Consider the following 26607-nt stretch of genomic DNA (forward strand, 5'->3'; position numbering starts at 1 on the left):
ATGGTATAATATTTTATATTTCAAGATATTGTAGAGAGGTGAATATTTGTTTGAGATTTACTGCAGGCATAAAGGATGATCTATCTATACTGGTTCTAATGGCAGTTTCGCTGCCTATAATAAGTGAATTGAACTTTTATCCATTTCACAATACTTTCCGTGTGAGCTTCAGTTCAGCGGTATTTTTATTTTTTTTGCTGTGGGTAAAAAAAATACCACTGATTTTGTACGGAATTACAATTGGAACATCTACAGTTGCATTCAGAATTGGACTCGATTATATTTTTAAAGGTGGATTCCAATTTTACCATGAGTTTCTGCTGCATTTTCCAGCTTTTTTCTATTATCTGGTCTTTTCATATTTATTATGTATTACCAAAGTGAACAGCTTTCACAACAGGCCTCTTTTTATAGGCATAATATCCACTTTTATAGATATTATTTCTTCCAGTGTAGAATTATCATTAAGATTTTTATTGTTAAAAAACCCAATTTCAATTTACACTCTGGGATTGATATGTATTATCTCCATCACCCGAAGTTTCTTCGTACTCGGATTTTTCAACATAATAAAGTTGAATCAGGTGAGAGCTTCTGCCAGGGAAAAAGAAGAAAAGAACAGATACATGTTTTTACTCATATCAAATCTATATGCTGAATCTCTGCAATTGAAAAAATCACTGTCCTATGCTGAAAATGTAACGAGAAATTGCTATAAGCTATATGAAAATCTTCAATATGCTCACTCCAGTTTTGATCCTGAAAAATTATCTCAGAAATTACTGGAAATTGCAGGGCAGGTACATGAGATAAAAAAAGACAACCAACGAATATACGCAGGCCTCTCCAGAATGATTTCCTCTGAGAATTCCAAAGATTACATGGATGTAAGTGAAATTGCCAATATGATAGTGGAAACGAATAAAAAATATTCCGTATCTCTTGGAAAAGAAATTGAATTTTTTCAGGACATATCTAATGACATACCTGAACTTCACAGTTACACTGTAATGTCAATTATAAATAATCTGGTATCAAATTCTGTAGAATCCATAAAAAAAACTGGCATTATAAATATTCACATATATAGTGAATACAACTCAATTATATTTAAAGTAAAAGACAATGGTACTGGGATACCAAGAAAAAAGCAGGAACTTGTTTTCAAACCGGGATATACGACAAAATACAATGAATTTGGAGAACCTTCTACGGGAATAGGACTTTCTTATGTAAAAGAAACGGTTACAAATTTAAAGGGTACAATACTTTTAAACACTGAGAATAATTACAAGGAAACTATTTTCACTATCAAAATTCCCGTTGAAAGTTTAATAGAGAGAGGATTGATAAAATGAATTTTTTTATTGCAGATGATGATGATGCCATTCGTTCAATGCTGTTGGAAATCATTGAGGATAATAACTTGGGAAATGTAGTTGGTGAAGCGGTGGATGGTTCCTTAATATCCAGCAATTTTTTACGTTCTAAAAATGTAGATATATTATTGATAGATCTTCTAATGCCCATTAAGGATGGCCTTCAAATTATAAGTGAACTGGATTCATCTTTTAAAGGAAAATTTATAATGATCTCACAGGTGGAAAATAAGGAAATGATAGGTAAGGCCTATTTACTTGGAATTCAATATTATATCACCAAGCCGCTAAACAGAATTGAAGTTGTAGAAGTGATAAAACGGGTAATTTCCAATATGAAGCTTGAAAGATCCATAAGCCACATTCAAAATACTATAAATTTTTTAAAAACAGATATTCCAGAGCATAAAGCTCCAGCAAATATAACTATTCTGGAATGCAGTGAATCCATATTGAGTGAATTGGGTATAATAGGTGAAAGCGGCAGCAAAGATCTGATGCACATGGTAAAATATATACACATTCACAAAAACGATACCGGAAATGGAGAAATTTTTCCTTCTCTCAAGGAACTGTTTATCCATATTGCAGAAGAAAAACTGGGTAAAAAATCCAATTCCGTAAATATAGCAAAAGAAGTTAAAGCTTCCCAGCAGAGAATAAGAAGAACTGTTATGCAATCGCTAAACTACATAGCCTCTCTGGGACTAACTGATTATTCCAATCCAAAATTCGAGAAATATGCTGCTGAATTCTTTGATTTCACCGAAGTAAGGAAAAGAATGCTTCAGCTTAAAAAGGGTCTTCCTTCAAATACCACCATCCATATAAATGTTAAAAAGTTTATAAAGGTATTGTATTTGGAATCCCAGAAACATCTCAAATACAATTCACTATAAAAAGGCATCAGACTTAAGCTGATGCCTTCAAATCAATTATTTGTCTTCCCAACGGATTTACTGCAGCCAGAGCAGCCGCAGCTGCAGCCGCCGCCTCTTTTATGAGATTTGTAAGTCCTGTATGCAGAAAATCCGATGATACTAAACAGTACTACTGAAACTATAGCTGTTGCCATATTATACCACCTCTTTTTCTCTTATAGATCCTCCGACAACCTGATTATCATGTTTTTCACTGTAAGGTCTCTTAAACAACAAATAAATCAATCCGATGATCAGAATAACAGCTACCGCCGTACCAATTCCAAATCCCTTTCCCGTAACCAGTGAACCAATCTGAAATATAATCAATGATACAACATATGCAAATACGCATTGATATCCAATGGAAAACAACGTCCACTTTCTTGAATTCATTTCCGTACGAACTGCACCCATTGCGGCAAAGCAAGGAGCACAAAGCAAATTGAAAACCAAAAGTGAATACCCGCCAAGCAAAGAGAAGGATGACTGAAGGCTTCCCCACACCTGTGCACCATCTTCAGCAACTTCAGAAAAACCATAAAGTATTCCAAAGGTTCCAACTACATTTTCCTTGGCCATTAAACCGGTCAGAGAAGCTACTGCAGCCTTCCAATTACCCCAGCCCAGCGGAGCAAATATAGGTGCAATCACATTTCCTATGCTGGCAAGTATGGACTGTTCCATATCAACTGCCTGCATCCTCCAGTTAAAGGAGCTCAGGAACCAAACAAGCACAGTAGCAAGAAGTATTACTGTTCCTGCCTTTTTCATAAATGCCTTGGAACGCTCCCACATATGGATCAAAACACCTTTTGCCCCTGGTACATGATATGGCGGAAGTTCCATTATGAAAGGAGCCGGATCTCCTGAAAAGATCTTCGTTTTTTTAAGAATAATACCTGAAATGATAATTGCTGCAATTCCTATAAAATATGCAGATGTAGCAACCCATGCAGCTCCATGAAAAAGTGCACCTGCAATCAGTGCAATAATTGGAATCTTTGCACTGCAGGGAATAAAAGTAGTTACAATGACAGTCATTCTTCTGTCCTTTTCATTTTCAATGGTCCTGGTGGACATGATTCCAGGTACTCCGCAGCCTGTCCCAATGAGAATCGGAATAAAGGACTTGCCTGAAAGCCCAAATCTTCTAAACAGTCTGTCCATTATAAATGCAATACGTGCCATATAGCCGCAGTCTTCCAGTATGGCAAGACATAAAAACAGCATTGCCATCTGAGGTACAAATCCAAGCACCGCACCTACTCCTGCAATAATACCATCCAGAATAAATGAATTCAACCAGTCAGCTGTTCCAATGCTGTTTAAAATCCATTCCACATTATTAGGTACAAAATCTCCAAATAAATTGTCATTCACCCAATCGGTCATGGCGCCTCCCACCGTTGAAATGGAAAAATAATAAACTAAAAACATAATTGCCACAAAAATAGGTAAGGCTAAAATTCGATTGGTTACAATTTTGTCAATTCTATCAGACATATTCACTCTGGCTTTGTTTTTTCTATAAAGCACCTGTTTTATAAGTTTATTTATATATGCATAGCGTTCATTGGTAACAATGCTTTCGCTGTCATCGTCAAATTTCTTCTCACAACTTGAAATTATATTCTCAATCCGTTCTTTTAAATCATCTCTCAGCTCTATCTGCTCTAAAATTTTCTCATCCCGTTCGAATAACTTTATGGAAATCCAGCGGGAATTCACTTTATTTATATTTTCCCTCACAATATTTTCAATTTGGGCCAGAGCCTTTTCCAGAGATTCCGAAAAAATATGGGGTACAGAATAGGGCATCTTGGATCTGGCAAGTTCTATGGCCTTTTCAGCCACTTCTTTGGAACCAATGCCTTTTAGTGCGGATGTTTCTATAACTTCACAGCCCAGTGCATCTCCCAGCTTTTTTATATCTATGGTATCTCCATTTTTCCTGACTACATCGATCATATTCAGTGCCATTACAACAGGTACGCCAATTTCTACTAGCTGTGTAGCAAGATAAAGGTTTCTTTCAATATTGCTGCCATCTACAATGTCTATAATGGAATCCGGCTTCTCATTTATAAGATAATTTCTGGAAACCACTTCCTCCAGGGTATAAGGTGAAAGAGAATAGATACCCGGTAAATCTTGAATAATGACATCTTTATGACCTTTAAGTCTGCCTTCCTTTTTTTCTACGGTAACACCAGGCCAGTTACCAACATACTGAGAGCTGCCGGTTAAATCATTGAACATGGTGGTCTTGCCACTATTTGGATTACCAGCAAGAGCAATTTTAATTGACATTTACATCCCTCCTAATTGTCGTCAATTATTTAAGTCTTACAGCATTAATTGATTTCTACTATAGCTGCTTCTTCTTTTCGCAAACTGAGTTCATATCCTCTTACCTTAATCTCCACAGGATCTCCCAGCGGAGCTACCTTACGTATATAAATTTCCGTTCCCTTAGTAAGTCCCATGTCCATAAATCTACGTCTAATAGCGCCTTTTCCATGAACTTTGACTACAGTAACATTTTCTCCGCATTTTGTGTCTTTCAATGTTTTCATGCTTTTAACCTTCCTCTCTAATATAAATAATAAACAGCAAATCACCTATACAATGATCTTGTTTGCCATTGCTTTATTCAGTGCAATGCGTGCATCTTTGATATTGACTATCATATTCCCGGCAATTTCGGCTACTACAGTTACATTTTCACCCTGGACAAATCCCAGATTTTCCAAATGTCGACGGGTATTGTCATTGCCTGTGATATTCTTGATGCTTCCTGATTCTCCAACCCTTATCATGGTAATCGGCATTTTACATTTACCCCCTCATTGATAATTTTTTTATTATGTAATGGATTATTGATATGTACAAATAAATGAACACCATTAGCATTAATTATCGAATCTCATTACTATGAGATAATGAGATTCAATATCATTTATGAATTTATTATAATACACAAATTTTCTTTTGTAAATAGATATATCAAAGAAATGATCTGAATTTATGATTATAAAACAAACCCTTATTTTAATTTAAAAAGAAATAATAAAATCAGGGTCTGAAATTATCAAACCCTGATTACCGCTCTACTCTATTTAAAAAGCACTACTTTTTAGGAGCCAAAATCATAAACATATTGTTGCCCTCCAATTTAGGCGCTCTTTCTACTGATGCACTTTCCTCCAGTTTGCTCAAAAATACATTCATCACTTTTCTGCCTAAACTGGTGTAGTTGTTTTGTCTTCCCCTAAATCTTATAGAGACCTTTACCTTATTGCCTTTGTCCAAAAATTTTCTTGCATTATTGGCTTTAATCTCTATATCATTTAGTTCAATAGTAGCACTTAACCTAATCTCCTTCATTTCAACAATTTTTTGATTTTTTCTGGCCATCTTTACTTTTTTAGATTGTTCATAGAGAAATTTGCTGTAATTCATAATTTTACAAACCGGAGGTTTAGCCTGGGGTGAAACCATCACCAGATCCATTCCTCTCTCTCTAGCCATTTCCAGAGCTTCTCTGGTTTTTAAAATTGTACTTTCCTTTTCTCCAACCAACCTAATTTTGTCCACTCTAATCTGTTCATTTAAATTATTATTTTTATTAATAATATACACCTCCACAATTAAAATCATCTATATATTATTATATCCAAGGATTTCCCCTTCTGCAACTACAAAATACAGCTATTTCTCAAACCTTTCTAATATTTTTTATAAAATTTTAATAATGCAAAATATGCCAAGTCCTATTATAATAGTATTTAGCAAATCTTAAAATTCACCTTTAGCTTTGAGGAGGCATATTTATGAAAGAAAATAATAATTTAATTCAAATTCCAAAAGGAAAAAGCTTTTATAAAAAATTAATGGCCTTTATAGGACCTGCATACTTGGTAAGCGTCGGCTACATGGATCCTGGAAATTGGGCCACAGATATTGCAGGTGGAAGCAAATTCGGCTATGAACTCATATGGGTAATATTAATATCCAACATAATGGCAATTTTTTTTCAGACCCTGTGTGCAAGACTGGGTATTGTAACCGGCAATGATCTGGCTCAGGCGTGTAGAAGTCATTATAACAAAGCTGTCAATTATGTACTGTGGATCCTATGTGAAATTGCCATTGTTTCCACAGATATCGCAGAGGTTTTAGGCACAGCTATAGGCCTAAATCTCATATTCAATCTTCCTCTTATATACGGCGTAATAATAACTGGATTTGATACACTGCTTCTTCTTTTTCTGGACAGATTCGGAATTAGAAAAATGGAGGCTTTTATCATAGGTTTGATTGCCATAATAGGCATAAGCTTCTTTGTGGAAATTGTCATATCCAAACCGGATTACCATGGAATAGTCCTGGGCTTCATACCAAGTCTTCCAAATGAAGATGCACTTTTTATAGCTATAGGTATAATAGGAGCCACTATAATGCCCCACAATCTCTATCTCCATTCTTCTATTGTACAGACAAGAAATATAGAGAGAACAGAGGATGGTTTAAAGCAAGCTGTTAAATTCAACAATATAGATTCACTGGTGGCGTTAAATATAGCTTTCCTCGTAAATGCAGCAATACTTATACTAGCTGCCTCAGTATTTCACAGAAGCGGAAACTATGGAGTAGACGATATTTTAAAGGCTCACAAACTTCTTGAACCTGTTCTGGGAAGCACCTTAGCTCCTATTTTATTCGGTGTCGCCTTAATTGCCGCCGGTCAATCCTCAACTGTGACCGGTACTTATGCAGGTCAAATCGTAATGGAAGGTTTTATTCATCTCAGAGTCCAGCCCTGGGTGAGAAGGCTTATTACAAGAATACTGGCAATAATTCCTTCAATTTTGACTATAATGTATTTTGGTGATTCAGCTACAGGAGAACTTCTTATAATAAGTCAGGTAATATTAAGCCTCCAGCTGGCTTTTGCCCTAATTCCACTTATACATTTTGTCAGCAGTAAAAATTTAATGAAGGATTTTGTCATCTCTAAAAAGTCACAAATACTTGCATGGCTTTTGTCCACTTTAATAATATACTTAAATGTAAGACTGGTTATTGAAACTTTGACAGAATGGATGTCAAAAAGTTATTCAAAACCTGCTGAATACCTATCTGTAACAATCTGTATATTACTTGGTATTTTACTCATTTATATAATATTAGAACCTATAATTCACAAGACAGGAGACAGAGATGCATCGGATATCCACGGTGACATACTCTTCCCTGAAATAGATAAAATCGAACCCTACAATAATATTGCACTAGCTCTTGATTTCAGCAGAAATGACAGAGATATATTATCCCAGGCTGTAAATTTTTGCAGTAAAGACAGTAATTTAATCTTAATTCACATAGTAGAAAGTGTGAGCGCCAGCATCTACGGTAAAAAAGCAGATGACATTGAAAGTAAAAAGGACATTGAAAGAATTAACATGTATGTAAAAAAATTAAAATCACTGGGCTTTCAAAATGTCATCTCAGAAATAGGCTACGGCAAAGCAGAAAAGTCTCTTGTTCAAATTGTGGAAAAACACCGGGCTGATTTAATTATATTCGGTACTCACGGTCATCATGGAATACTCGATATATTATTCGGCACAATAACAGACAAGATAAAACATAAATTGTCCATTCCCATTTTAATTGCAAAGTAACAGAATCACTTGATATTATTTTTTCAGTTCCAGTTCCGGCAATTTTTTGTAGAACATACCCGAGATAAAAGTAGCAATAGGCAATATATAACATAAAAATGCATAAGGTGAATACCTGATGGAAGATATCCCTGTAAGAGCCAGTATAAACAGGGAATTTCCATTCCAGGGTATAAGCGGCGCTATAATAATTCCAGTGTCCGATATAGTCCTTGACAAGATATGACTGGGAATTTTTAATTCTTCATATTTATCTCTCAATAATTCTCCAGGCATTATCACACCTACACTTTGATCACACAATAGGGTTAACATTCCACTTATAATTCCCGTCTTTAAAATAAGTTCCCCTCTTCCCTTAACATTGTGAATTATTTTATCCACCACCGGATTTATAAAACCCGTACCTTTGAATATACTGCTGAGGGCAATAGCCATCATTATTATAAAAATTATACCGATTACAGATTTAATTCCACCTCCATCTAATATTTTATTCAGCTCTTGGGATCCTGTAACTTTACTATAGCCCCACAATATATACTCAAAAATTTTTACTATGGACACCTTTTGTATGAATATGCTTACAAGTGCTCCTGCAATTAATCCTAATGAAAGTGATTTAATTACCCCTATTCCCAAAAAACACATTGCAAATACAGCAGCCAGCACCAATAAAAGAAATGGAGATACAAAAAAATTTTCTTCGATAGAATTTTTAAAACCACTTAAATTTCCGTTGAATACAATACAATTTTTCCCAATATAAAAATATACAGCTGCTGCAGCTGCATAGGCGGGCAAAAGGGTCTTACACATGGAAAACAAAGCTTTTCTATATGAAACCTTTGTAATGGACAGCATAAGGTTTGCCAATCCTGAAATTGGAGAAAGCTTGTCCGCTAAAAATGCCCCTGAAACAACTGCTCCTAACAAGATATAATCCGGGCCGTGAAATACTTTTCCAAGCCCTATAAGTGCAATTCCTACAGTACTTATAGCAGCAATGGACGACCCTATAAAAATTGAAACCACAGATGTAAATATAAATGCTGCCAGTATTAAATTTTTTCCTATAAAATAATCAAATCCATAAAATATCATAGCAGGTATAGTTCCGGAAGAAAACCATATTGGAATAGTTATGCCCACTAAAAGTATTAAAATAAATAATTCCCTGCATTCCACAAGACTATTTTTTATCATTGTAATAAGTTCCTTGAAAGTAAATCCATCTTTTATAAACAGGCATGATGAGAAAATCACACTGATAAAAAGAGCATAGAACAGGTAGATTCCCGCTGCCACACAAATTATAATGGACATAAATGTAACCAGCAAAATTATTGTCCTGCTGCCTTTGTAAACCTTCTTCTCCATTTTTAATCCTCCCTTGAAAAGTATTGTAACATTGGCATATTCAAATCACAAGTATTAAGATAATGACGTCCTCCATATGCTTACAATACGAAAGAATGCACTATAAAAAACAGAGCTGCCCCAATCAATAAGGCCGTAACTGCACAGGCCCTTATATTCACAAACAAACTGTTTTTGTAGTTTCCCATTAGCTCTTTTTTATTTGTAAATACCACTAAAAAAATCAATATTGGAATTATCAAAAGACCACCTATAACCTGCGTCAAAAGAGCCATATAATTTAATGGAAGATTGGGTATTAGCAGAATAAAAGCCGCTATTACAGCACTTCCGGCATATACAGCATAAAACTTAGGTGCTTCGTTTATCTTATCGTTTAAACTGTGAGGCCATTTAAACGCTTCTGCAGCACACCAGGAGGAAGACAGATCTATTGTAATGGAAGTAAGAAGTCCTGCATTAAATATTCCCACTGCAAACAGTATACCTGCTATTTTCCCCATATTATCTTCAAAGGCTTTTATTATCATAGCTGGTCCAGCACTTTCTATATTGCCAATATGCCCAAATAATGCCGCACCGGAGATAATTATGCAAACAGCTACTATCACTTGAATTATACACCCTATTAGAGTGTCAATACGTCCAATGTGAATATGTTCTTCAACTGCCCCTCTATCTATACAGGCACTTCCCTGAAAAAATATCATCCAGGGAGCTACTGAGTTCCCTACAATCGCAGCAATATACCATGACATATCAGGACTGTATCCGGTATAATTCCAGCTTGCAAAAGTATTTAACATGGATTGTATATCAGGTTTAGACATGAAGGCAATTACAATAAACACTATATTGATAATTCCCATAAAAAGTGCTATTTTCTCTCTTTTCAAATAACCTTTAAAAGTCATAATTGACAGCATTAATCCTAAACTAATTACTGTTCCCAGCCAAAAAGGTACTCCAATCATGACAAGACCTGTTGTGGTTCCCATAAACTCAGTAACCAGCATTAAAATATTTTCAATAAGTAAAGTATATAGCTGATATTTCATCCAAAAATTTCCGTAATATTTTCCAATAAGGGCTACAAATCCTTTCCGACTTACATTCCCAAGCCGCATGGACATTTCCTGAACTGTGTAAGTGAGTATACTAAGGCAAATAGTAAGAGGTATAAAAAAACTTATGCCGAATTTGGCACCTGTTATGCAATATGAAATAATTCCTCCTGCATCATTGTCCCCCATTGCTGCCAGAACTCCAGGGCCTATAAGGGACAACATCAGTATATTCAGTTTCAACTTATTATTTTCCATCCTGCCTGTCATATTTTCAAACTTTGAATTGTTTATGTTAAGTTCATTTAAACTATTCTCATTTAGCTGATTCATTTACTCATACCCCCATATTACTACTCGAACAACTACGGATAATATATACTATACTTTTGTACATGAATTGTTACTTATAGCTCAAATTATCGTTGAAATAATTTCAACAGTTTTATATACTAATCAGCATTTTAGCGCATATAATTTACTATAGATAATATGATTGTCCAATAAATTAAGGAGTGAATAAAGCGTGTATGAGAAAAAATCTGAACTTGGAGCCCTTATCCGGGAGCTATTGAAAAAGAACTCGCTTTCTATGCGTAAACTCAGTGCTTTAAGCGGTATAGACACCGCAACTATTTCAAGAATTGTAAATGGAAAACAACGTGCAAATATGAAACATATCCAAAGCTTTGCCAAATATTTAAATGTACCTATGGAAAAATTGCTGATAGCGGATGGATATGACATAGACATTTTAAAACAAGAACTTTTAAAATTTTCAAACCTGCTGGATTACAACTATGATCTATGTAAAATAGAAGATGAACTGGAAAAATACAAAAAATATGCTGCTACAAAAGAGGGTAAAAATATTATATATAAGAATTTTAAAGAGAAGATAGATGCTGTAAATGGAAGCGGACTATTTGTGGATGAATTAAAACAGATGTATGAAAAATTTTGTAATGACACTTCTTCAGAAGAAATTCGTGTTTTACTTGGAAGCGGGCTTTTATATTTCATACTTTCAGTGGACATTATTCCCGACTATGTATTTCCCCTTGGATATCTAGATGATGTCATAGCTATAAAATTAGTACTTCATCATATTGCAGAAGTAAATGCCAGGAACGAAAAACTGCTTCAAAAATAATATTAACCCATTGTACAATCCAACCGAAATTGTATCATTAAAATAATCGGCACCAAATCCACATGATCTGGTGCCGGTAATTACAGGCGTTTAACTATTTCCTTAGTAAAATCTATGAATTTCTCACTGACTGCAGCAGAAGCTTTTATGACTTCCTCATGGCTCAGCCGGTGATCTAATATTCCAGCCGCCATATTGGTTATGCAGGATAATCCCAGGACTTTTATACCGCTGTAATTGGCCGCAATTACTTCAGGAACTGTGGACATTCCCACTGCATCCCCGCCCAGTATGCCCAGCATATTTATCTCAGCCGGTGTCTCATAACTGGGGCCGGTCATGTATGCATACACTCCCTCCTGAAGAAAAATTCCCAATTTAAGCGCTGTCTTTTTTGCAATCTCCCTGAGTTCTCTATCATAGGCCTCAGACATATCCGGGAATCTGGGGCCGAACTTATCTGAATTCTGTCCTATAAGTGGATTTTGTCCTGACAGATTTATATGGTCTTTTATAAGCATCAGATCTCCACTGCTGTATTTTTTATTTATTCCACCTGAAGCATTGGTAACTATGAGAATTTCAACGCCCATCATTTTCATAACCATAATGGGAAAAACCACTTCTTTCATCGAAAAACCCTCATAATAGTGAAACCTGCCCTGCATGGCAACTACAGTCTTACCCTGAAGTTTTCCTATAACAAGGCAGTTTTTGTGCCCTTGTACCGTAGAAACTGGAAAATAAGGAATTTCACTGTACTTATACACTTTGGCATCTTCAATTTCATCAGCTATTTTTCCCAGACCAGAACCCAGTATAATTCCTATTTTAGGCTTTAATTTCATGTCTGAATTTATATAGTCCACTGCTTCTCTAACATTCTGACTCAAATTCATAATATAGCGCTAAATTCAATAATGAATGTAACGTCTCTCACTCTCCCAACTTATTTTATTCTGTCCAATTTTTTCAACGGCTCCATGGCATTTAGATTATACGGTGTTTCCTGATAAACATAATAATTAAGCCAATTGGAAAACAATAAATTGGCATGTCCCCTCCATTTAACCACCGGATCCTTTGCAGGATCATCCTGCGGAAAATAATTTTTCGGTACTTTTATATTGATTCCCCTTGCTCTGTCTCTTAAATATTCTGATTTTAAGGTTAGAGGATCATATTCGGAATGTCCCGTAACAAAAATTTGTCTGCCATTTTTGGCTACAACCAGATATACTCCTGCCTCTTCTGATTCGGACAGTAACGTAAGCTCATCCACTTTTTCTATATCCTCTCTCCTCACTTCTGTATGTCTGGAATGTGGTGCAAAAAATTCATCATCAAACCCCCTAACTAATTTAATATCTCTTTGTAAAACTCTATGCTTAAATACTCCAAACATTTTTTCCTTTAAAGCATATTTCGGAATGTCATAATGATAGTATAATCCCGCCTGGGCACCCCAGCATATATGCAAAGTGGAGTATACATTGTGTATGCTCCATTCCATTATATCCTCAACTTCTTTCCAATAATTAACTTGTTCAAATTCCAGTTGCTCTACAGGAGCTCCTGTAATTATCAATCCGTCAAACTTTTCATCTCTTACATCGTCAAAAGTCTTATAGAAATTAGTCAAATATTCCTCGGAAGTATTTTTAGATATATGAGTTTTTGGATGGAGTAATTCAACTTCAATCTGCAGTGCAGTATTACCTATAAGCCTTAAAAGCTGAACTTCCGTGGTAATCTTAACTGGCATCAGATTTAAAATTGCAATTTTAAGAGGTCTTATATCCTGGTGAAATGCTTCATTTTCAGGCATGACAAATATATTTTCCCTGTTCAAAATTTCAGCAGCCGGTAAATTATCTCTTATCTTTATTGGCATGTTATCACCCCTTAATTATTAACTTTTATTAAGCCTTATTATAACATAGCAACTTATATAAATACAACAGTACCAGCTAATGTATACTTCTAAAAAATCCTCTGTGCACCTATCACTATTTACTAAAAAGTAGTATTATAATTATGAAAACTCCATTAAATCAAAGAGGTGATTTTATTGAGTATAGATGGTTTTTACTTGTCTCCACATCCCCCGATAATAATTCCTGAGGTGGGAAAAGGTGAAGAAAACAAAATAGCTGACACCATAAAAAGTTTAAATGAAATATCCAGGGACGTCGCAAAAAAGTCCCCTGATACTATAGTAGTAATCACTCCACACGGTACTATGTTCAGGGATGCCGTGGCAATTGCCTTTGGCAGCACCATAAGAGGAAGTTTTAAGGATTTTGGAGCTGGTTCCATTTCTATGAAGCTGCCTATAAACCAAAAGCTTACAAGTGAAATATATCAGATGTCACTGGAACAAAAAATCCCTGCTGTAATGGCAGACAATTCACTGCTGTTCAGGTATAAAAAATCCATCCGCCTGGATCACGGAGCCATGATTCCCCTTTATTTCATAAATAAGCAGTATGCAAATTATAAACTGGTTCATATCACTTATGCTCCAATAGATGATATAGAACTCTACAAATTTGGCATGGTGATAAATAGAGCTGTAGACAAGTTACATGAAAAAACCGTCATAATAGCAAGCGGTGATCTATCACACAAGCTTAAAGAAGAAGGGCCTTACGGTTATAATCCAAATGGTGAAAAATTTGATAAAGAATTTCTAAATGCCCTGAAAAGAGGCAGCGTTCCCGATATTTTCAATCTGGATAAAACCATGATATACAATGCCGGAGAATGTGGAAGGCGCTCCATACTCATCATGCTGGGGGCATTAGAAGGCAAAAAATTCAAAGGTGAACTTCTAAGCTATGAAGGTCCTTTTGGCGTGGGATACGGTGTTATGAAATTCAATATTGTCTCGCAGGATATTTCAATGCTTAAAATTCTAGAGGAAAATATAGAGCATGAATACGAGAAAAAATTAAATGGAGAAGACCCTTATGTTCGTCTGGCCAGAGAAAATTTAGCAAATTATTTAGTTGAAGGTAAACCATTGACTAAATTACCGGATTATGTAACATCAGAAATGAAAGAAAGCAGAAAGGCTGTTTTTGTATCATTGAAAAAGTACGACAGATTAAGAGGCTGCATAGGAACCCTGCTGCCAGCCACTGATTCCACAGCAGAGGAAATCATAAGAAATTCCATAGAAGCTGGAACCTCCGATCCGAGATTTATAGCTGTAGACAAATCAGAACTTATGGACATAAGTTTTTCTGTAGATGTACTCACCACCCCTGAAATCTGCAGTAAAAATGATTTAAACCCTAAAGAATACGGAGTTATTGTAAGAAAGGGCCCTAAGGTAGGAGTCCTGCTTCCAAATCTGGAGGGCATAGATACCGTAGATAAACAGCTGTCCATTGCTTTAGAGAAGGGAAATATAGATCCCGATGAAAAGTATACTGTGGAAAGATTCAAAGTAGTAAGACATACGGAATAATAAAAAATTGCGAGGCGGTACAGTATGAAAAAAGAAGCTGAATTTTACGAAAAATTGAACAGCAACAGAGTTCACTGCTGTCTATGTCCCCATAATTGTGCCATAGATGAAAATGATTTTGGGAAATGCAGAGTAAGATCTAATAAAGGCGGAAAACTGTTTACTGTGAATTATGGGGAAATAACTTCTCTTTCTCTGGACCCCATAGAAAAAAAACCTCTTTACTATTTTAGACCTTCCACTTATATATTATCCGCAGGAAGTTTTGGATGTAATTTCACCTGCAGCTTCTGCCAAAATTATATTATTTCCCAGTTCAGGGCAAAGAGCCGTTTTATTCCACCTGAACAGCTCATAAAGGCAGTATTGACCACTGAAGATAATATAGGTATTGCCTTTACCTACAACGAACCCACCATATGGTATGAATATGTATATGATTGTGCAAAGCTTTTAAAAGAAACAGATAAAAATTTCTCGGTGGTACTTGTAACCAATGGATACATCAACGAAAAACCTTTAAGAAAGCTTATCCCATATGTAGATGCCATGAACATAGATTTGAAAAGCTCCAGCAATAAATATTACAGGGACATCTGCGGCGGGGACTTGACTCCAGTGCTCAATACCATAAAAATTTCAGCTGAAAGCTGTCATGTTGAAATAACCAATTTACTGGTAACCTGTGAAAATGACAATCTGGATGAAGTAAAATTCATAGCACAGTTTTTAAATTCCATAGACAGGAACATCCCTCTTCATCTCACCAGATATTTTCCAAGATATAAATTTGATAATCCCCCTACAGATATGAAATTCATGCTAAAGGCAAAAGAAACTGCCAGCGCATATCTCAATAGGGTTTGCCTGGGAAATATATAAAAACAAGTTATATTATTCCAGTAACTTCTAACCTCTTGGATAATACATTATTACCAGAACCCCGACAAGTGCAATAGCTCCTCCAATTAGGTCGAACTTATCAGGTACCACATTATCTATTTTCCATCCCCATAAAATTGAAAGAAAAATAAATATTCCACCATAGGCTGCATATACCCTGCCAAAGGTGGCACCCGAGGGCTGAAAGGTTGGTACTATTCCATAAATAATTAAGCTTAAAGCTCCAAGTAAACCGTATAATGCACTTTTGCCATCTCTGATCCACAGCCACATAAAATATCCTCCGCCTATTTCAAACAATCCTGCCAGTATAAAATAAAATATTGATTTAAATATTTCCATCTTGGCAATATCTCCTTTCACTATGTTACTCCCTTTATACATATCACGTGTAAATATATTTTGCAATATTTCTCAAAATTTCCCTGGAAATATTTCATAAATTTTTCTTCTTTTTCTATTTTAATTATTTTTTATATTTCAATATAATATTGACTATTGAAGCAGCATATGGTAAATTGTTTTAATAGATGATAATGAATATCATTGTCATCTATTAGCAAGGCTGCAGTTTTTACTTGTAACCTTGCTATCCAATTAAATTTTTAGGGGGGATCTATTTGAAATTCAAAAAACTTATGGGACTAATATTATCAGCGGTAATGTTAGTCCCCTCTACTGTTTTCGCCAGCTCTACATACAGTCTTTCTCAAAAAAGAATTTTTGGGAAAGACAGATATGAAACCTCTGCTCTTATAAGCAAGAGCCAATGGCAGACTTCTTCAAATGTACTGATATGCAGCGGCGAAAATTTTCCAGATGCACTATGTGCTGCACCATTGGCCAGAAAATACGATGCACCTATTCTTCTCACAAGCAAAAATGGATTAAGCGAAAGCACAAAAGAGGAGCTGTTAAGGTTAAATTCAAATAATATAACCATCATAGGTGGAACTGGAGTAGTTCCGGATACAATTGTATCTCAAATAAGGACCATTCTTCCGCAAGTAAAAGATATAAGCAGATTAGGCGGTCTTACAAGATATGATACATCAAAATTAATTGCAGATAAAGTTGGAAAAAATTCTTCCATAGTACTCGTTTCTGGAAAAATTCCTGCTGATGCCCTTTCCATAAGCTCTATAGCTGCATACAAAAATATGCCTATTTTATTAGCAGATGAAAAAGACAAGCTTATTGAATATTCTAAAGACAATAATGTAGATAAAGCCTATATTATTGGTGGTGAAACTATTTTGCCAAAAGATATAGAAGATATTTTTTCAAGTACGGAGAGAATATATGGAAAGGATCGCTATGAAAGCAATCAAAAAATACTGGATAAATTCAAAGGTGATATGAACTTCAACAGTGTATATTTAACATGTGCCCAATATAACGGTGAAGATCAATTTGCGGATGCTCTTTCCATTTCTGCTCCGGCCTCCAGAAATTGTAATCCGATAGTTCTTGTAAACAGCAGTATAGATGATAAAACAAAAGCCATTATAAAATCAAATGTAAATAAAAACAGCAGTATAATTGCAATCGGTGGAACTCTACTGGTATCCGACCGTATAGTGAACAGCCTTGTTGATTTAAATTTAAAATCTTCTGATGAAAATCACAGTTCATACGGATCCGGTGATTCTGGAAATTCCTCTTCAAAATCACAGTACACTGTATACAAGGAGTTGTCTTTTCCCGGGGCATTTACCTACGATTTTAGGGTTAAATCCAGTGATGGCACAGAATTAAAAGGTTATGACCTTTTATATGATGGAACAGTTATCGCCTCCGACCAGGATGAAGACGGTCTTGTAAGGCCGCTTTCCATCTTCTTTGGAGACGACACCGATAAATCCAAATTCAAAATTCAAAAAAGCGGAAAATCAATTGAGTTTACAGGTTTAATTTAAAGGGAGGTCCAAAAAATGCTAAAAAACAAAACTATATTTTCAATTATACTTTCTTCTGCCGTGATTTTGGCAAGCGGAAATTATGCTCTGGCAGAAAGCATCGAAAATCTACCTAATATATCCGACAATACCCTGGCTATCGGCCGGAATCTATTTAAATTGGACAATGTGGATAACTCTGTTTACAACTTAAATACTTTTGTAGAAGCTTCAAAAACGGTGGATGAAAATAACGGAATCTATTATAAATACAATGGCAGGTGGTTTACGGGAAAAGACATTGAAAGCTTCAGCAATTTAAAAAAAGGTACTCCTTTAGATAGCATTCCCAATGATATACTGGAAATAAATGGTGAAGATTCGGACAAGTATAAACTTAATAATTTTTCCTTTGATTGGTATCAAGATGGTGACTATTCCCACGACAGTGATGGAGATAATGAATCCATAGAACAGTTTGCAGTAAATTTCAACCAGCAGATAAATGGAAGTAAAGGTACTTTGAAAATCATAGTTCCAGACAATACAAAAAAAGATCCTTATGGTGCTGACAAATTAGGTGAAATCACTGTTAACCTGGATGGCTCTTCAAAGCCAAAAGCTTTTTCAAATATAGAAGGAGGAGAACCTGTAACTTGCTTCATGGTAAAAAGCAACGGAAATATAGATAAGCTATACCTTGAACTGACAGAAGATTGGACAAGAATTCTCAACACAGAAAAAACAGGTATAAATTACTATGACAGCAGAGTAAAAGGATTAAAGTTAGCTGCTGAAAACCTTGAAGACCCTGATGGAAACAAAATAGTTAATTCAGATGGATCCACGGAAATATCTGCCAAGCATACCATCCAGCTTGCAAAAGATACTCAAAAGCCCCAAGTTGTACTTCAAAAACCCATATACACTTATATAGGCGAGAATGGTTTTCAACCAGCCGGAAACACAAGAGTTGTATTTAACGAACCCACCCAAATATTCACTCAGGATATGGCGGATTCACTGGATAAGAATTCTTCAAATTTGCCCGGAATTGTAAGCTATAATCCTTTGACACCCAGCCAGCAGCAGCTTAAAGAATATAAATATGGCCTTCCCCTATTCTCTGCAGAATATTACAAAATCGATAAAAACGGGAACAATATTATGGATGAAGAAGGCAATCCTATAATCATAAAGGGAGAATATGGTTTAATGGGAGATATATTGGGCAGTAACAACAGCAGTACCGACAACGGCGATAAAATTGCTTTTAGGATAAATGATATCCCTTTCAAATATGACTTTGATCCCCAAAATGACGGAATTACCAGGTTCAGGGATTTCGGTTCCTTTCTGGTGAAGCCTGAAAGCACTCTTACGGAGGGAACATGGAAGCTGGTAATAAAAAACATGACAGATGAATCCGGAAACATAATGGATGATTATGTATCAGATCCCATTGAAGTTAAACCATATTTCACTATAGAAGAACTCACAAAAGATCACATAAAAGTTCACTTTACAGATCCCTTTACAAAGAACACTGTTTTTGGTAACAGAGTTATCGTGCTTGTTTACAAAGATGACAAAATGCTCGGGTTTACCTATCTTGAAAATCTCCAGGAAGGTCAAACAGAAGCAGAGGCAGATTTTAAGACTCCATTGGAAGATACGAATTTAAAGGGAGCTTACAACATAAACAATTTAGAATATACTATACCAGAAACCCAATCCAGTGACAGTACGGACACAGAGCAATAAATTTCAACAACCCATCAGTTATGAAATTTTTCAGCGGTCATCAGAATAAGATGGCCGTTTCTCATTTGCTTATATAAGCTATTTTATAATGCATCTACTTGACAATGCATAGTAGCTGAAGTATATTATAATTACACTATTATATAATGCAAAGTAGGTGACTATATGTCCAATATTACTCAAATGCTCAAAGGGCTCCTGGAAGGATGTATTTTGAAAATAGTGAGCAGCAGTGAAACCTATGGATATGAAATATGCGAGAAGCTCCTAAATTACGGATTTCAAGGAATTTCAGAAGGAAGCGTATATCCCATATTAATAAGACTTGAAAAGAAAAAACTTCTTTACTCCACTATGAAAAAATCTCCGCTGGGACCTATGAGGAAGTATTATTATCTTACTGAAGAAGGTATTAAAGAATTAAAATGGTTTATACTGTCCTGGGAAAAAATCAAACAAAACATCGACAATGTATTGGAGGGATAATTATGTTTTTGGAATGGAAATTTAAACGAATAAGACTAAAGGAGCAAAAAAAATTAAACAGCAGCAATTTGTATCTGTACAAAAGTATGACTGTTTACATACAGAACAGTCATTTAAGTTTATTTGAAAAGGAGGATATCCTTCAGCAAATAATGGATATGATGCTTCAGGCACAACTTGAAGGCAGGACTGTAGATTTGATTGTAGGTGAGGACTACAAATCATTTTGTGAATCCATTATCAGAGAATACAGCAGCAGTAAAAACAGCATCTACAATTTACTAAACTACATCCAGAAAACTTTTTTATGGACCATACTTATTTCATTATCCATTATGCTTCTTGAAGGCATATTAAGCTACCCTTCTATCTTTGCAATCAACATAAACCAGCTTGTACTGGCAGGTGTCATCTCGCTTATCATCATACCTGCAGCAAAAAAAGAAAGGCAGAAAACTTCAGCCATATTCTATATTCCCCAAAGATTTTACAGTATAAACAAAGGATTAACCAAATCATCCTGGTATGCATTTTTTTCAGCATTATCTCTTTTGGTATTATTGAATCTTATATTTGAGAAAACAATGGGCAGTGAAATTCTGACTAATCCCATAGCTTTAAACAAAATAATTCCCTATACAGCAGTACTGTTTCTGATGATTATATCTATTGAAATCTACAAGAGAATTTACAACAGATTGTAAAAAGGAGAAATTGCCATGAGTATGATTTTCAATATACTGAATACTTTCCTCAACTACCTCTTCAACCTGACCGGAGATTGGGGAATTGCAATAATTATATTGACAATAGCAGTTAGACTTCTGCTGCTTCCCCTGTCTATAAAGCAGAGAATAAGCATGGGACAGCAGCAGGTATTATCTGAAAAAATAACTGCCCTAAAAAAGAAATACAAGAACAACAAGAAAAAGCTGAAAATAGAAATGCAAAAGTATTATAGACAAAGTACAAATGGCATGCTGGGATGCTTTGTAAGCCTTCTGCAGCTACCTGTAATATCATCACTGTATTTTGTCATTATAAACATGCCTGCAAATGTAGGCACAGTGATAATACCGTGGATATCCAGCCTCAAAGTACCAGATAAGTATTTCATAATTCCCGCAATATATATGCTTGTATCACTGAGTCCCAATTTACTGCCATATATAAAATACTTTAAAACAGTTGGACTGGCAAAAATGACTAAATCAAACTTTATATTCATAGGTATTTTCAGTATATTTATTACAATCAAAGCCCCTGTTGCCATAGGATTGTACTTCATAACCACCAGTTTATTTTCACTATTTGAAGAAATAGGCTATAGGTTGTACAGGAGGAATATTTCCCTCAATTAAAAGCTCAGAGTGCAGTACCAATTTGATATTTGCACTTTGAGCTTTATATTTGCACTTTGAGCTTTATAGCTGAATATAATTGAACTGTTTTCGAATACTATTTTAAGAACAGGAGTTCTTCACTTCTTGCTTCTAATCTATCAGCATTATTGGCTAAATTCAAAACAAAATTTACAATATTTCCTGCAGCATCTGGATTGGCATAAGTTCTCTGAAATCTTCTTATTTTATTAAGTTTTTGTAAATTATTCTCAGTCAATTCACTGATTACATCTTTTATTTTTCCTGTATCCCTGCATATTACCCCAAGATTATGTTTTTCAACAAAATTGGGATTTTCCTCTTCCTGTCCAGGTAAAGCACCCGTTATTACCAAAGGTACATTGCAGGCTATTGCTTCCATAATCACATTTGGACTTCCTCTTGTAAAAGCAATATCAGAACACTCCATCAAATCCTGTACATTCTTTGTAAAACCGTATATTTCAACCCGATTTCCGTATTTTGTACCCAATGACTTTTCCAGCTTATTTTTAAGCACTTTATTTCTTCCTGCCACAATCTTAACAGTACAATCGAAATTATTGAGCAGAATTTCGGCGATCTTTTTCATATTTCCCACGCCTTCCCCTCCGCTCATTATCATACACTTTAAAGTGCTATCACTACTCAATCTTTTATTATCACCAGCTTCATAGGTATGATCATAAAATCTGGAACGAACCGGGAAACCTAAAACCTTTATTTTTTCTTCAGGAACCCCAAATTCTATGCATTTATCCTTGGCCTCCGTAGTAGGGCTTATGATATAGTCAACCCTTGAATCCGCCCATAAAGGTGATATAGTTACCAAATCAGCTATTAATGTAACAAATGGTATTTTAATATGGTATTTTTTTAATATATTCACAATGGAACCATTGAAATTAGGATGTAATGATAAGATTACATCTGGTTTTGTATTCCTCAATAATTCCAAAAATCTATCTTTTATTTTCAATTCGATGATTTCATTGATGAGATATGGTTTAACAGATGATATATCCCATATAAGTTCCCATAGACTTTCTGACTTTCTAGTTATAGGACCATATGCCTTGGCTACATTCAGTAAAGTAGTTCCACCCAGAGAAAATCCATCTACAATATGAACTTCAACATTTGGGTTGTTTGAAAATTTTTCACATAGGGACTCAGCTATACTTTTATGGCCATGTCCAGTGAAATTAGATGAGATAACAAGTATACTATTAATCATAATCAATTCCTTTCTTAAAATAGATTATAACACCGACATCAAAATAATACCATAATAAAATTTATCAATACGCATCTATTTTATTTTACATAATTAGTTCTACATTAATGTTAAAACTTAATTAAATTTATATTAAATTTAAATATTAAATTTAAAAATAGATTACAATAAATAAGAATAAAATAAAGGAGTCTTGCATATTCATGAACACAAACAATATAAAAATGATCTACACAATTTTTATTTTCACAGCTTTAGCAGCTTTTGACAATATTATAATAGGACTGTTTCCCCCGCTTTTTTCTTCCATAGCCAAAGATATGAATGTACCTATATCTTCACTGGGAATCATTTCTGCAGTTAACATCCTGGTTACATCCTTTTCATCCATTTTATGGGGTTATCTGGCAGGTAAATTCAATAGAAAACTTCTTATTATCATAGGTACCATCATATGGTCATTATTCGTACTGCTCACATCACACTGCAGCAGTTATGCACAATTTTTCATTTTTCAAGTTTTTACAGGTATAGGCCTGGGCTGTATAGCATCAATTGGATTCAGTATCCTCACTGATTATATTCCAAATAAATACAGAGGTATGATGCTCAGCCTATGGGGAATGGCTCAGGGATTTGGAGGAATATCAGGCTCTTTGATGGCCTCACTTATGGCGTCTTTTACAAGCTGGAGAGAGCCTTTTGAAATTGTGGGCATTATAGGCTTTTTTCTAATTATATTGTATTTCTTTATAAAGGAACCTGTCATGGGAGAATCGGAACCTGAGGTACAGAAACTTATCAGCGAAGGGCATGAATACAATTACAATATTGAATTTAACCATCTCCCCAATATAATATTGAAGAAAAGTGACATGTTGTTGTTTTTACAGGCATTTTTTATGAACATAACAATTGGAACTCTCATATGGATGCCTACCTTGTATATCTCAAAAATTGAGCAGTATGGCTACAGCCCAAAGGTTTCAATTATTGCCGCTGGATATCTTTTTGCCCTATTTCAAATAGGTGGTCTAATATCCCCACTATTCGGCCATATAGGTGACATTCTCCAAAAAAAAACATACAAGGGAAGAGCTATCCTCACCTCATATATTATATTTGCCATGATACCTTTTTACATAGCAGTGTTTGTACTTCCTGTAAAAAGCCTCGTGCTTCCGCAAAATAATGATCCGCTGTTAATACTAATATATCTATTAAAAGAAGTAATAGTAAATCCCTGGATATTCATGCTGTTCATCTTCTCTTTCTTCGCAAGTGCACTGCAATCTGCCAATACACCAAACTGGCTTGCTTTGATAACAGATGTCAATCTTCCGGAACACAGAGGAACTGCTTTCAGCATAGCCAATCTGGCCAATGGACTTGGGAGAACTATAGGAAACGCAGGAGTTGGAATCCTAATTTCCACCATATTTGTACATATAAGAGAACCTAAAAATTACATAATCACTCTTTGTTTATTTCAGGTATCCTTAATCCCCTCAGCATTGATTTATATGAAGATGGCTAAGAACAATGTAAAAGATATAAAGGAAGTTAAAGAAACATTGTTCAAACGTGCCAAGGGTTCAGCTATGTGATTATATTTTAAACCGATCCACAATACCCATAAGTTTTTTTGCTTCTTTTGCATTTTTATCAGTATTTGAAGCTATATCTGCATTTTTTTCCTGTATTGAATTCATGCTGCCTGAAATATTGGACACTGCCTCCGTACACTTGTCTACAGATTTGCCTATGCCTTCTATTATATTTGAAAGATTATGCTGGGATACATTTATGTCCTCCATAAGGTCATAAAATTTTTTTATTACAGCAGTCATTTTGACGCCATCATTTTGATACTCCCTGCTCACATCAATTACTTTAACATAATCCGCCATTACTTTTTCATCTACAAACTCAAGCACATCCCTGGAAGAATCCACCAAAGTCCCCACGGCCATTATTATAGTTTTTATGTCTTGCTGCATACTATCTGACATATCAGCACACCTATCAGCAAGCTTTTTGACTTCTTTTGCCACCACCATAAATCCCTTTCCATATTCTCCTGCACGGGACGCTTCAATAAGTGCATTTAATGCCAGCATATTTGTTTTCTTGGAAATTCCCTTAATTTCATTTAACATCTTGGAAATATTTTTTACTACCTTTATGGTCTCAAAGGAATTCTTGAGCTTTTCACTGGAATCATTATAGTATTTCTTTATATTCTGGCCGGAATTTTCTATGTCATTTCTTATGTTTACAGCTTTTTTGTTTATATTATCCGCTAATTTCAATCCTGAATTTGCTTCATCTACGGTTTTCTCCACTTTATCCTTTATGGAGAATATACTGTTTTCCACTTCTTCTATGGAAGTCATAACTTCCTGCATGTTTGAAGTTATCTCTCTGGATTTATCAGATACAACTTTAACTTCACACTCTGATTCCTGGAACATATGATTTACGTGATTGCTGGAATTTAGCGCTGCCAGGCTCTCTTCTTTTGCATATTTTATCATATGCTTTATATTATCAAGAGCACAATTCAAGTCCGCCACAGTTTGTCCAAATTCATCTTTTCTTTTCGTATTTATTTTATATCTAAAATTGAAATTGGACATTTCCCCTGCATATTCCCTTATGTTTGAAAGAGGTTTTTTTATCTGTCTTGCTATTACAATCCCTACAAAAATTCCAGCCAATATGAATACGAAAGTAGCCGCCGTCATGTTGTATTTAAGGGCACTTACAGAACTAAGTATTTCTCCTTTATCAATTACAAGTCCAAGATACCAGTCCACACCGGATACAGGTGCATAGGCTAAAAGCATTTCTTTTCCATTCTGCTTATAATAACCTGCACCTTTTTTACCCTGTATCATATTTTTTTCAATATTTGCAAGCCCCACAAGTGAATTGTCCCTCTTCGAATTTTTTATAGTATTGTCCCTGTTTAAGACTAGAGTCAGATTTTTATGTGCAACTTTAGTACCTTCCTTGTTGATTATGAAGCAGTATCCACTCTCACCAACCTTCATACTCTGGACAAATTTATTCAATTCCGATGTACTTATATTTGAAAACAATACTCCCGTTATTTTGCCAGCAGTATCTTTTATTGGAACTGCCACGGATATTATCTCGTCTCCATTGACATTAAAATAAGGTCCATCAATGGTGATATTACCCTGGATGGCCTTTTTCAAATATGCCGAATCTGCATTTTCCAGATTCATTTTAGTCTTTCCTCCGGTCTGCATATAGGCCATACCGCTCAAATCCATGACATAGAGACTTGAATAATTCAATTCTTTTGTCCTTTCCGCCAAAACCGGAACCTGAACCTCAGGATTCATGGACTTTATTTCACTTCTGCTGGCTATTTCCTTCATGGAGCGAACCTGCTGCTGCAAAATGGAACTCAAAAGTTTAGAAGACTCCTGTGCTTTGTCCTGAAGTGAAGAATTTATGTTTTTTTCCATAGCCGTATAAAAAGTATAGTAAGACAATACTCCAAAAAAACCACATATGCATACTACTAATATTCCGATTTGAAGAATTATCTTCATAACAACGCTGTTTATTCTTATTTTTAAAACTGGTCCTATTTTTTTCTTTAAAGTAATAAATATCTTTGTTTTAAAAACAGGGCTTACCTTTTTCTTCAAAGTATCAAATGCTTTTGTTTTGAAAATAGGACTTATTTTCTCCTTCAAAACACCGAATGCCTTTGTCTTGAAAATAGAACCTATTTTCTCCTTCAAAATACTGAACGCTTTCATCTTAAAAACAGAACTTATCTTCTTCTTGATCACAATAAATATATGTAAATACTTTGAAACTGCTTTTCGCATGGTA

At 35.0% G+C, this 26607-nt stretch carries 24 protein-coding genes; 12 read left to right on the forward strand and 12 right to left on the reverse strand.

All coding sequences use genetic code 11. The features are described 5' to 3' along the window. On the forward strand, nt 1-1358 hold a 1358-nt coding region (locus tag CLLU_RS05710; protein ID WP_242977497.1), incomplete at its 5' end, for a sensor histidine kinase. Beyond that, nucleotides 1355-2278, forward strand: coding sequence for a response regulator (locus CLLU_RS05715; protein WP_106008610.1), 924 nt, complete (start codon nt 1355-1357; stop codon nt 2276-2278). The genes CLLU_RS05710 and CLLU_RS05715, both read left to right, overlap by 4 nt. Before the next feature lie 32 nt (nt 2279-2310). On the opposite strand, the gene CLLU_RS05720 is transcribed toward CLLU_RS05715, so the two are convergent. From CLLU_RS05720 to infC, 5 genes are all read right to left on the reverse strand, one after another. Further along, a complete protein-coding gene (locus CLLU_RS05720; RefSeq protein ID WP_106008611.1) occupies nt 2311-2454 on the reverse strand; it encodes a FeoB-associated Cys-rich membrane protein in 144 nt (47 codons plus the stop codon). Nucleotide 2455: 1 nt separating this feature from the next. Next, on the reverse strand, nt 2456-4612 hold the full coding sequence (gene feoB, locus CLLU_RS05725; RefSeq protein WP_106008612.1) for a ferrous iron transport protein B: 2157 nt from the start codon (nt 4610-4612) through the stop codon (nt 2456-2458). Nucleotides 4613-4656: 44 nt separating this feature from the next. Continuing rightward, nucleotides 4657-4878, reverse strand: a complete 222-nt coding sequence (locus CLLU_RS05730; RefSeq protein WP_106008613.1) for a FeoA family protein — start codon at nt 4876-4878, stop codon at nt 4657-4659. Nucleotides 4879-4923: 45 nt separating this feature from the next. Next, the gene (locus CLLU_RS05735) at nt 4924-5133 is read right to left on the reverse strand and encodes a FeoA family protein (protein WP_106008614.1); all 210 of its coding nucleotides are present in this window, start codon (nt 5131-5133) and stop codon (nt 4924-4926) included. A gap of 298 nt (nt 5134-5431) precedes the next feature. After that, entirely contained in the window at nt 5432-5962 is a 531-nt protein-coding gene (infC, locus tag CLLU_RS05740) for a translation initiation factor IF-3 (protein WP_170065738.1), read from the reverse strand. 173 nt (nt 5963-6135) lie between these two features. Between infC and CLLU_RS05745 the strand changes: the two genes are divergently transcribed. Continuing rightward, nucleotides 6136-7989: an Nramp family divalent metal transporter gene (locus tag CLLU_RS05745; RefSeq protein WP_106008615.1), complete on the forward strand. Its 1854-nt coding sequence runs from the start codon at nt 6136-6138 to the stop codon at nt 7987-7989. A 15-nt stretch (nt 7990-8004) separates the two neighbouring features. On the opposite strand, the gene CLLU_RS05750 is transcribed toward CLLU_RS05745, so the two are convergent. Both CLLU_RS05750 and CLLU_RS05755 read right to left on the reverse strand, forming a co-directional pair. Beyond that, nucleotides 8005-9369 (reverse strand): Na+/H+ antiporter NhaC family protein, encoded by a 1365-nt coding sequence (locus CLLU_RS05750; protein ID WP_106008616.1) that lies wholly within the window; start codon nt 9367-9369, stop codon nt 8005-8007. An 80-nt stretch (nt 9370-9449) separates the two neighbouring features. Beyond that, nucleotides 9450-10766 carry an NRAMP family divalent metal transporter gene (locus CLLU_RS05755; RefSeq protein WP_106008617.1) on the reverse strand — a complete coding sequence of 439 codons (1317 nt, stop codon included), beginning with the start codon at nt 10764-10766 and terminating at the stop codon, nt 9450-9452. A 193-nt stretch (nt 10767-10959) separates the two neighbouring features. Between CLLU_RS05755 and CLLU_RS05760 the strand changes: the two genes are divergently transcribed. Next, nucleotides 10960-11586, forward strand: a complete 627-nt coding sequence (locus CLLU_RS05760; RefSeq protein WP_106008618.1) for a helix-turn-helix domain-containing protein — start codon at nt 10960-10962, stop codon at nt 11584-11586. An 80-nt stretch (nt 11587-11666) separates the two neighbouring features. On the opposite strand, the gene CLLU_RS05765 is transcribed toward CLLU_RS05760, so the two are convergent. Both CLLU_RS05765 and metA read right to left on the reverse strand, forming a co-directional pair. Then, a complete protein-coding gene (locus tag CLLU_RS05765) occupies nt 11667-12485 on the reverse strand; it encodes a purine-nucleoside phosphorylase (RefSeq protein ID WP_106008619.1) in 819 nt (272 codons plus the stop codon). Between the two features lie 50 nt (nt 12486-12535). Continuing rightward, nucleotides 12536-13480: a homoserine O-acetyltransferase MetA gene (gene metA / locus CLLU_RS05770; RefSeq protein ID WP_106008620.1), complete on the reverse strand. Its 945-nt coding sequence runs from the start codon at nt 13478-13480 to the stop codon at nt 12536-12538. A gap of 177 nt (nt 13481-13657) precedes the next feature. Between metA and amrA the strand changes: the two genes are divergently transcribed. After that, nucleotides 13658-15061 carry an AmmeMemoRadiSam system protein A gene (amrA, locus tag CLLU_RS05775; protein WP_106008621.1) on the forward strand — a complete coding sequence of 468 codons (1404 nt, stop codon included), beginning with the start codon at nt 13658-13660 and terminating at the stop codon, nt 15059-15061. A gap of 24 nt (nt 15062-15085) precedes the next feature. After that, nucleotides 15086-15943, forward strand: a complete 858-nt coding sequence (gene amrS / locus CLLU_RS05780; RefSeq protein WP_106008622.1) for an AmmeMemoRadiSam system radical SAM enzyme — start codon at nt 15086-15088, stop codon at nt 15941-15943. A 27-nt stretch (nt 15944-15970) separates the two neighbouring features. On the opposite strand, the gene CLLU_RS05785 is transcribed toward amrS, so the two are convergent. Next, nucleotides 15971-16306 carry a YnfA family protein gene (locus tag CLLU_RS05785; protein ID WP_106008671.1) on the reverse strand — a complete coding sequence of 112 codons (336 nt, stop codon included), beginning with the start codon at nt 16304-16306 and terminating at the stop codon, nt 15971-15973. A 278-nt stretch (nt 16307-16584) separates the two neighbouring features. Here CLLU_RS05785 and CLLU_RS05790 point away from each other — a divergent pair, with 278 nt between their 5' ends. From CLLU_RS05790 to yidC, 5 genes are all read left to right on the forward strand, one after another. Beyond that, the gene (locus CLLU_RS05790; RefSeq protein WP_106008623.1) at nt 16585-17883 is read left to right on the forward strand and encodes a cell wall-binding repeat-containing protein; all 1299 of its coding nucleotides are present in this window, start codon (nt 16585-16587) and stop codon (nt 17881-17883) included. A 15-nt stretch (nt 17884-17898) separates the two neighbouring features. Beyond that, nucleotides 17899-19626 carry a hypothetical protein gene (locus CLLU_RS05795; protein WP_106008624.1) on the forward strand — a complete coding sequence of 576 codons (1728 nt, stop codon included), beginning with the start codon at nt 17899-17901 and terminating at the stop codon, nt 19624-19626. A gap of 165 nt (nt 19627-19791) precedes the next feature. After that, on the forward strand, nt 19792-20112 hold the full coding sequence (locus tag CLLU_RS05800) for a PadR family transcriptional regulator (protein ID WP_106008625.1): 321 nt from the start codon (nt 19792-19794) through the stop codon (nt 20110-20112). Between the two features lie 2 nt (nt 20113-20114). Then, a complete protein-coding gene (locus CLLU_RS05805) occupies nt 20115-20816 on the forward strand; it encodes a DUF1048 domain-containing protein (protein ID WP_158255886.1) in 702 nt (233 codons plus the stop codon). A gap of 15 nt (nt 20817-20831) precedes the next feature. Next, nucleotides 20832-21473: a membrane protein insertase YidC gene (gene yidC / locus CLLU_RS05810; protein WP_106008627.1), complete on the forward strand. Its 642-nt coding sequence runs from the start codon at nt 20832-20834 to the stop codon at nt 21471-21473. Between the two features lie 97 nt (nt 21474-21570). Here the strand turns inward: yidC and CLLU_RS05815 are convergent, their stop codons facing one another. Continuing rightward, a complete protein-coding gene (locus CLLU_RS05815; protein WP_106008628.1) occupies nt 21571-22731 on the reverse strand; it encodes an MGDG synthase family glycosyltransferase in 1161 nt (386 codons plus the stop codon). Nucleotides 22732-22934: 203 nt separating this feature from the next. Here CLLU_RS05815 and CLLU_RS05820 point away from each other — a divergent pair, with 203 nt between their 5' ends. Further along, a complete protein-coding gene (locus tag CLLU_RS05820) occupies nt 22935-24338 on the forward strand; it encodes an MFS transporter (RefSeq protein ID WP_106008629.1) in 1404 nt (467 codons plus the stop codon). Here the strand turns inward: CLLU_RS05820 and CLLU_RS05825 are convergent, their stop codons facing one another. Then, nucleotides 24339-26603, reverse strand: a complete 2265-nt coding sequence (locus CLLU_RS05825; RefSeq protein ID WP_242977498.1) for a methyl-accepting chemotaxis protein — start codon at nt 26601-26603, stop codon at nt 24339-24341. Nucleotides 26604-26607 lie beyond the last annotated feature (4 nt).

Origin of the sequence: Clostridium luticellarii (assembly GCF_002995845.1) — a bacterium.
GTDB classification, from domain to species: Bacteria; Bacillota; Clostridia; order Clostridiales; family Clostridiaceae; genus Clostridium_B; species Clostridium_B luticellarii.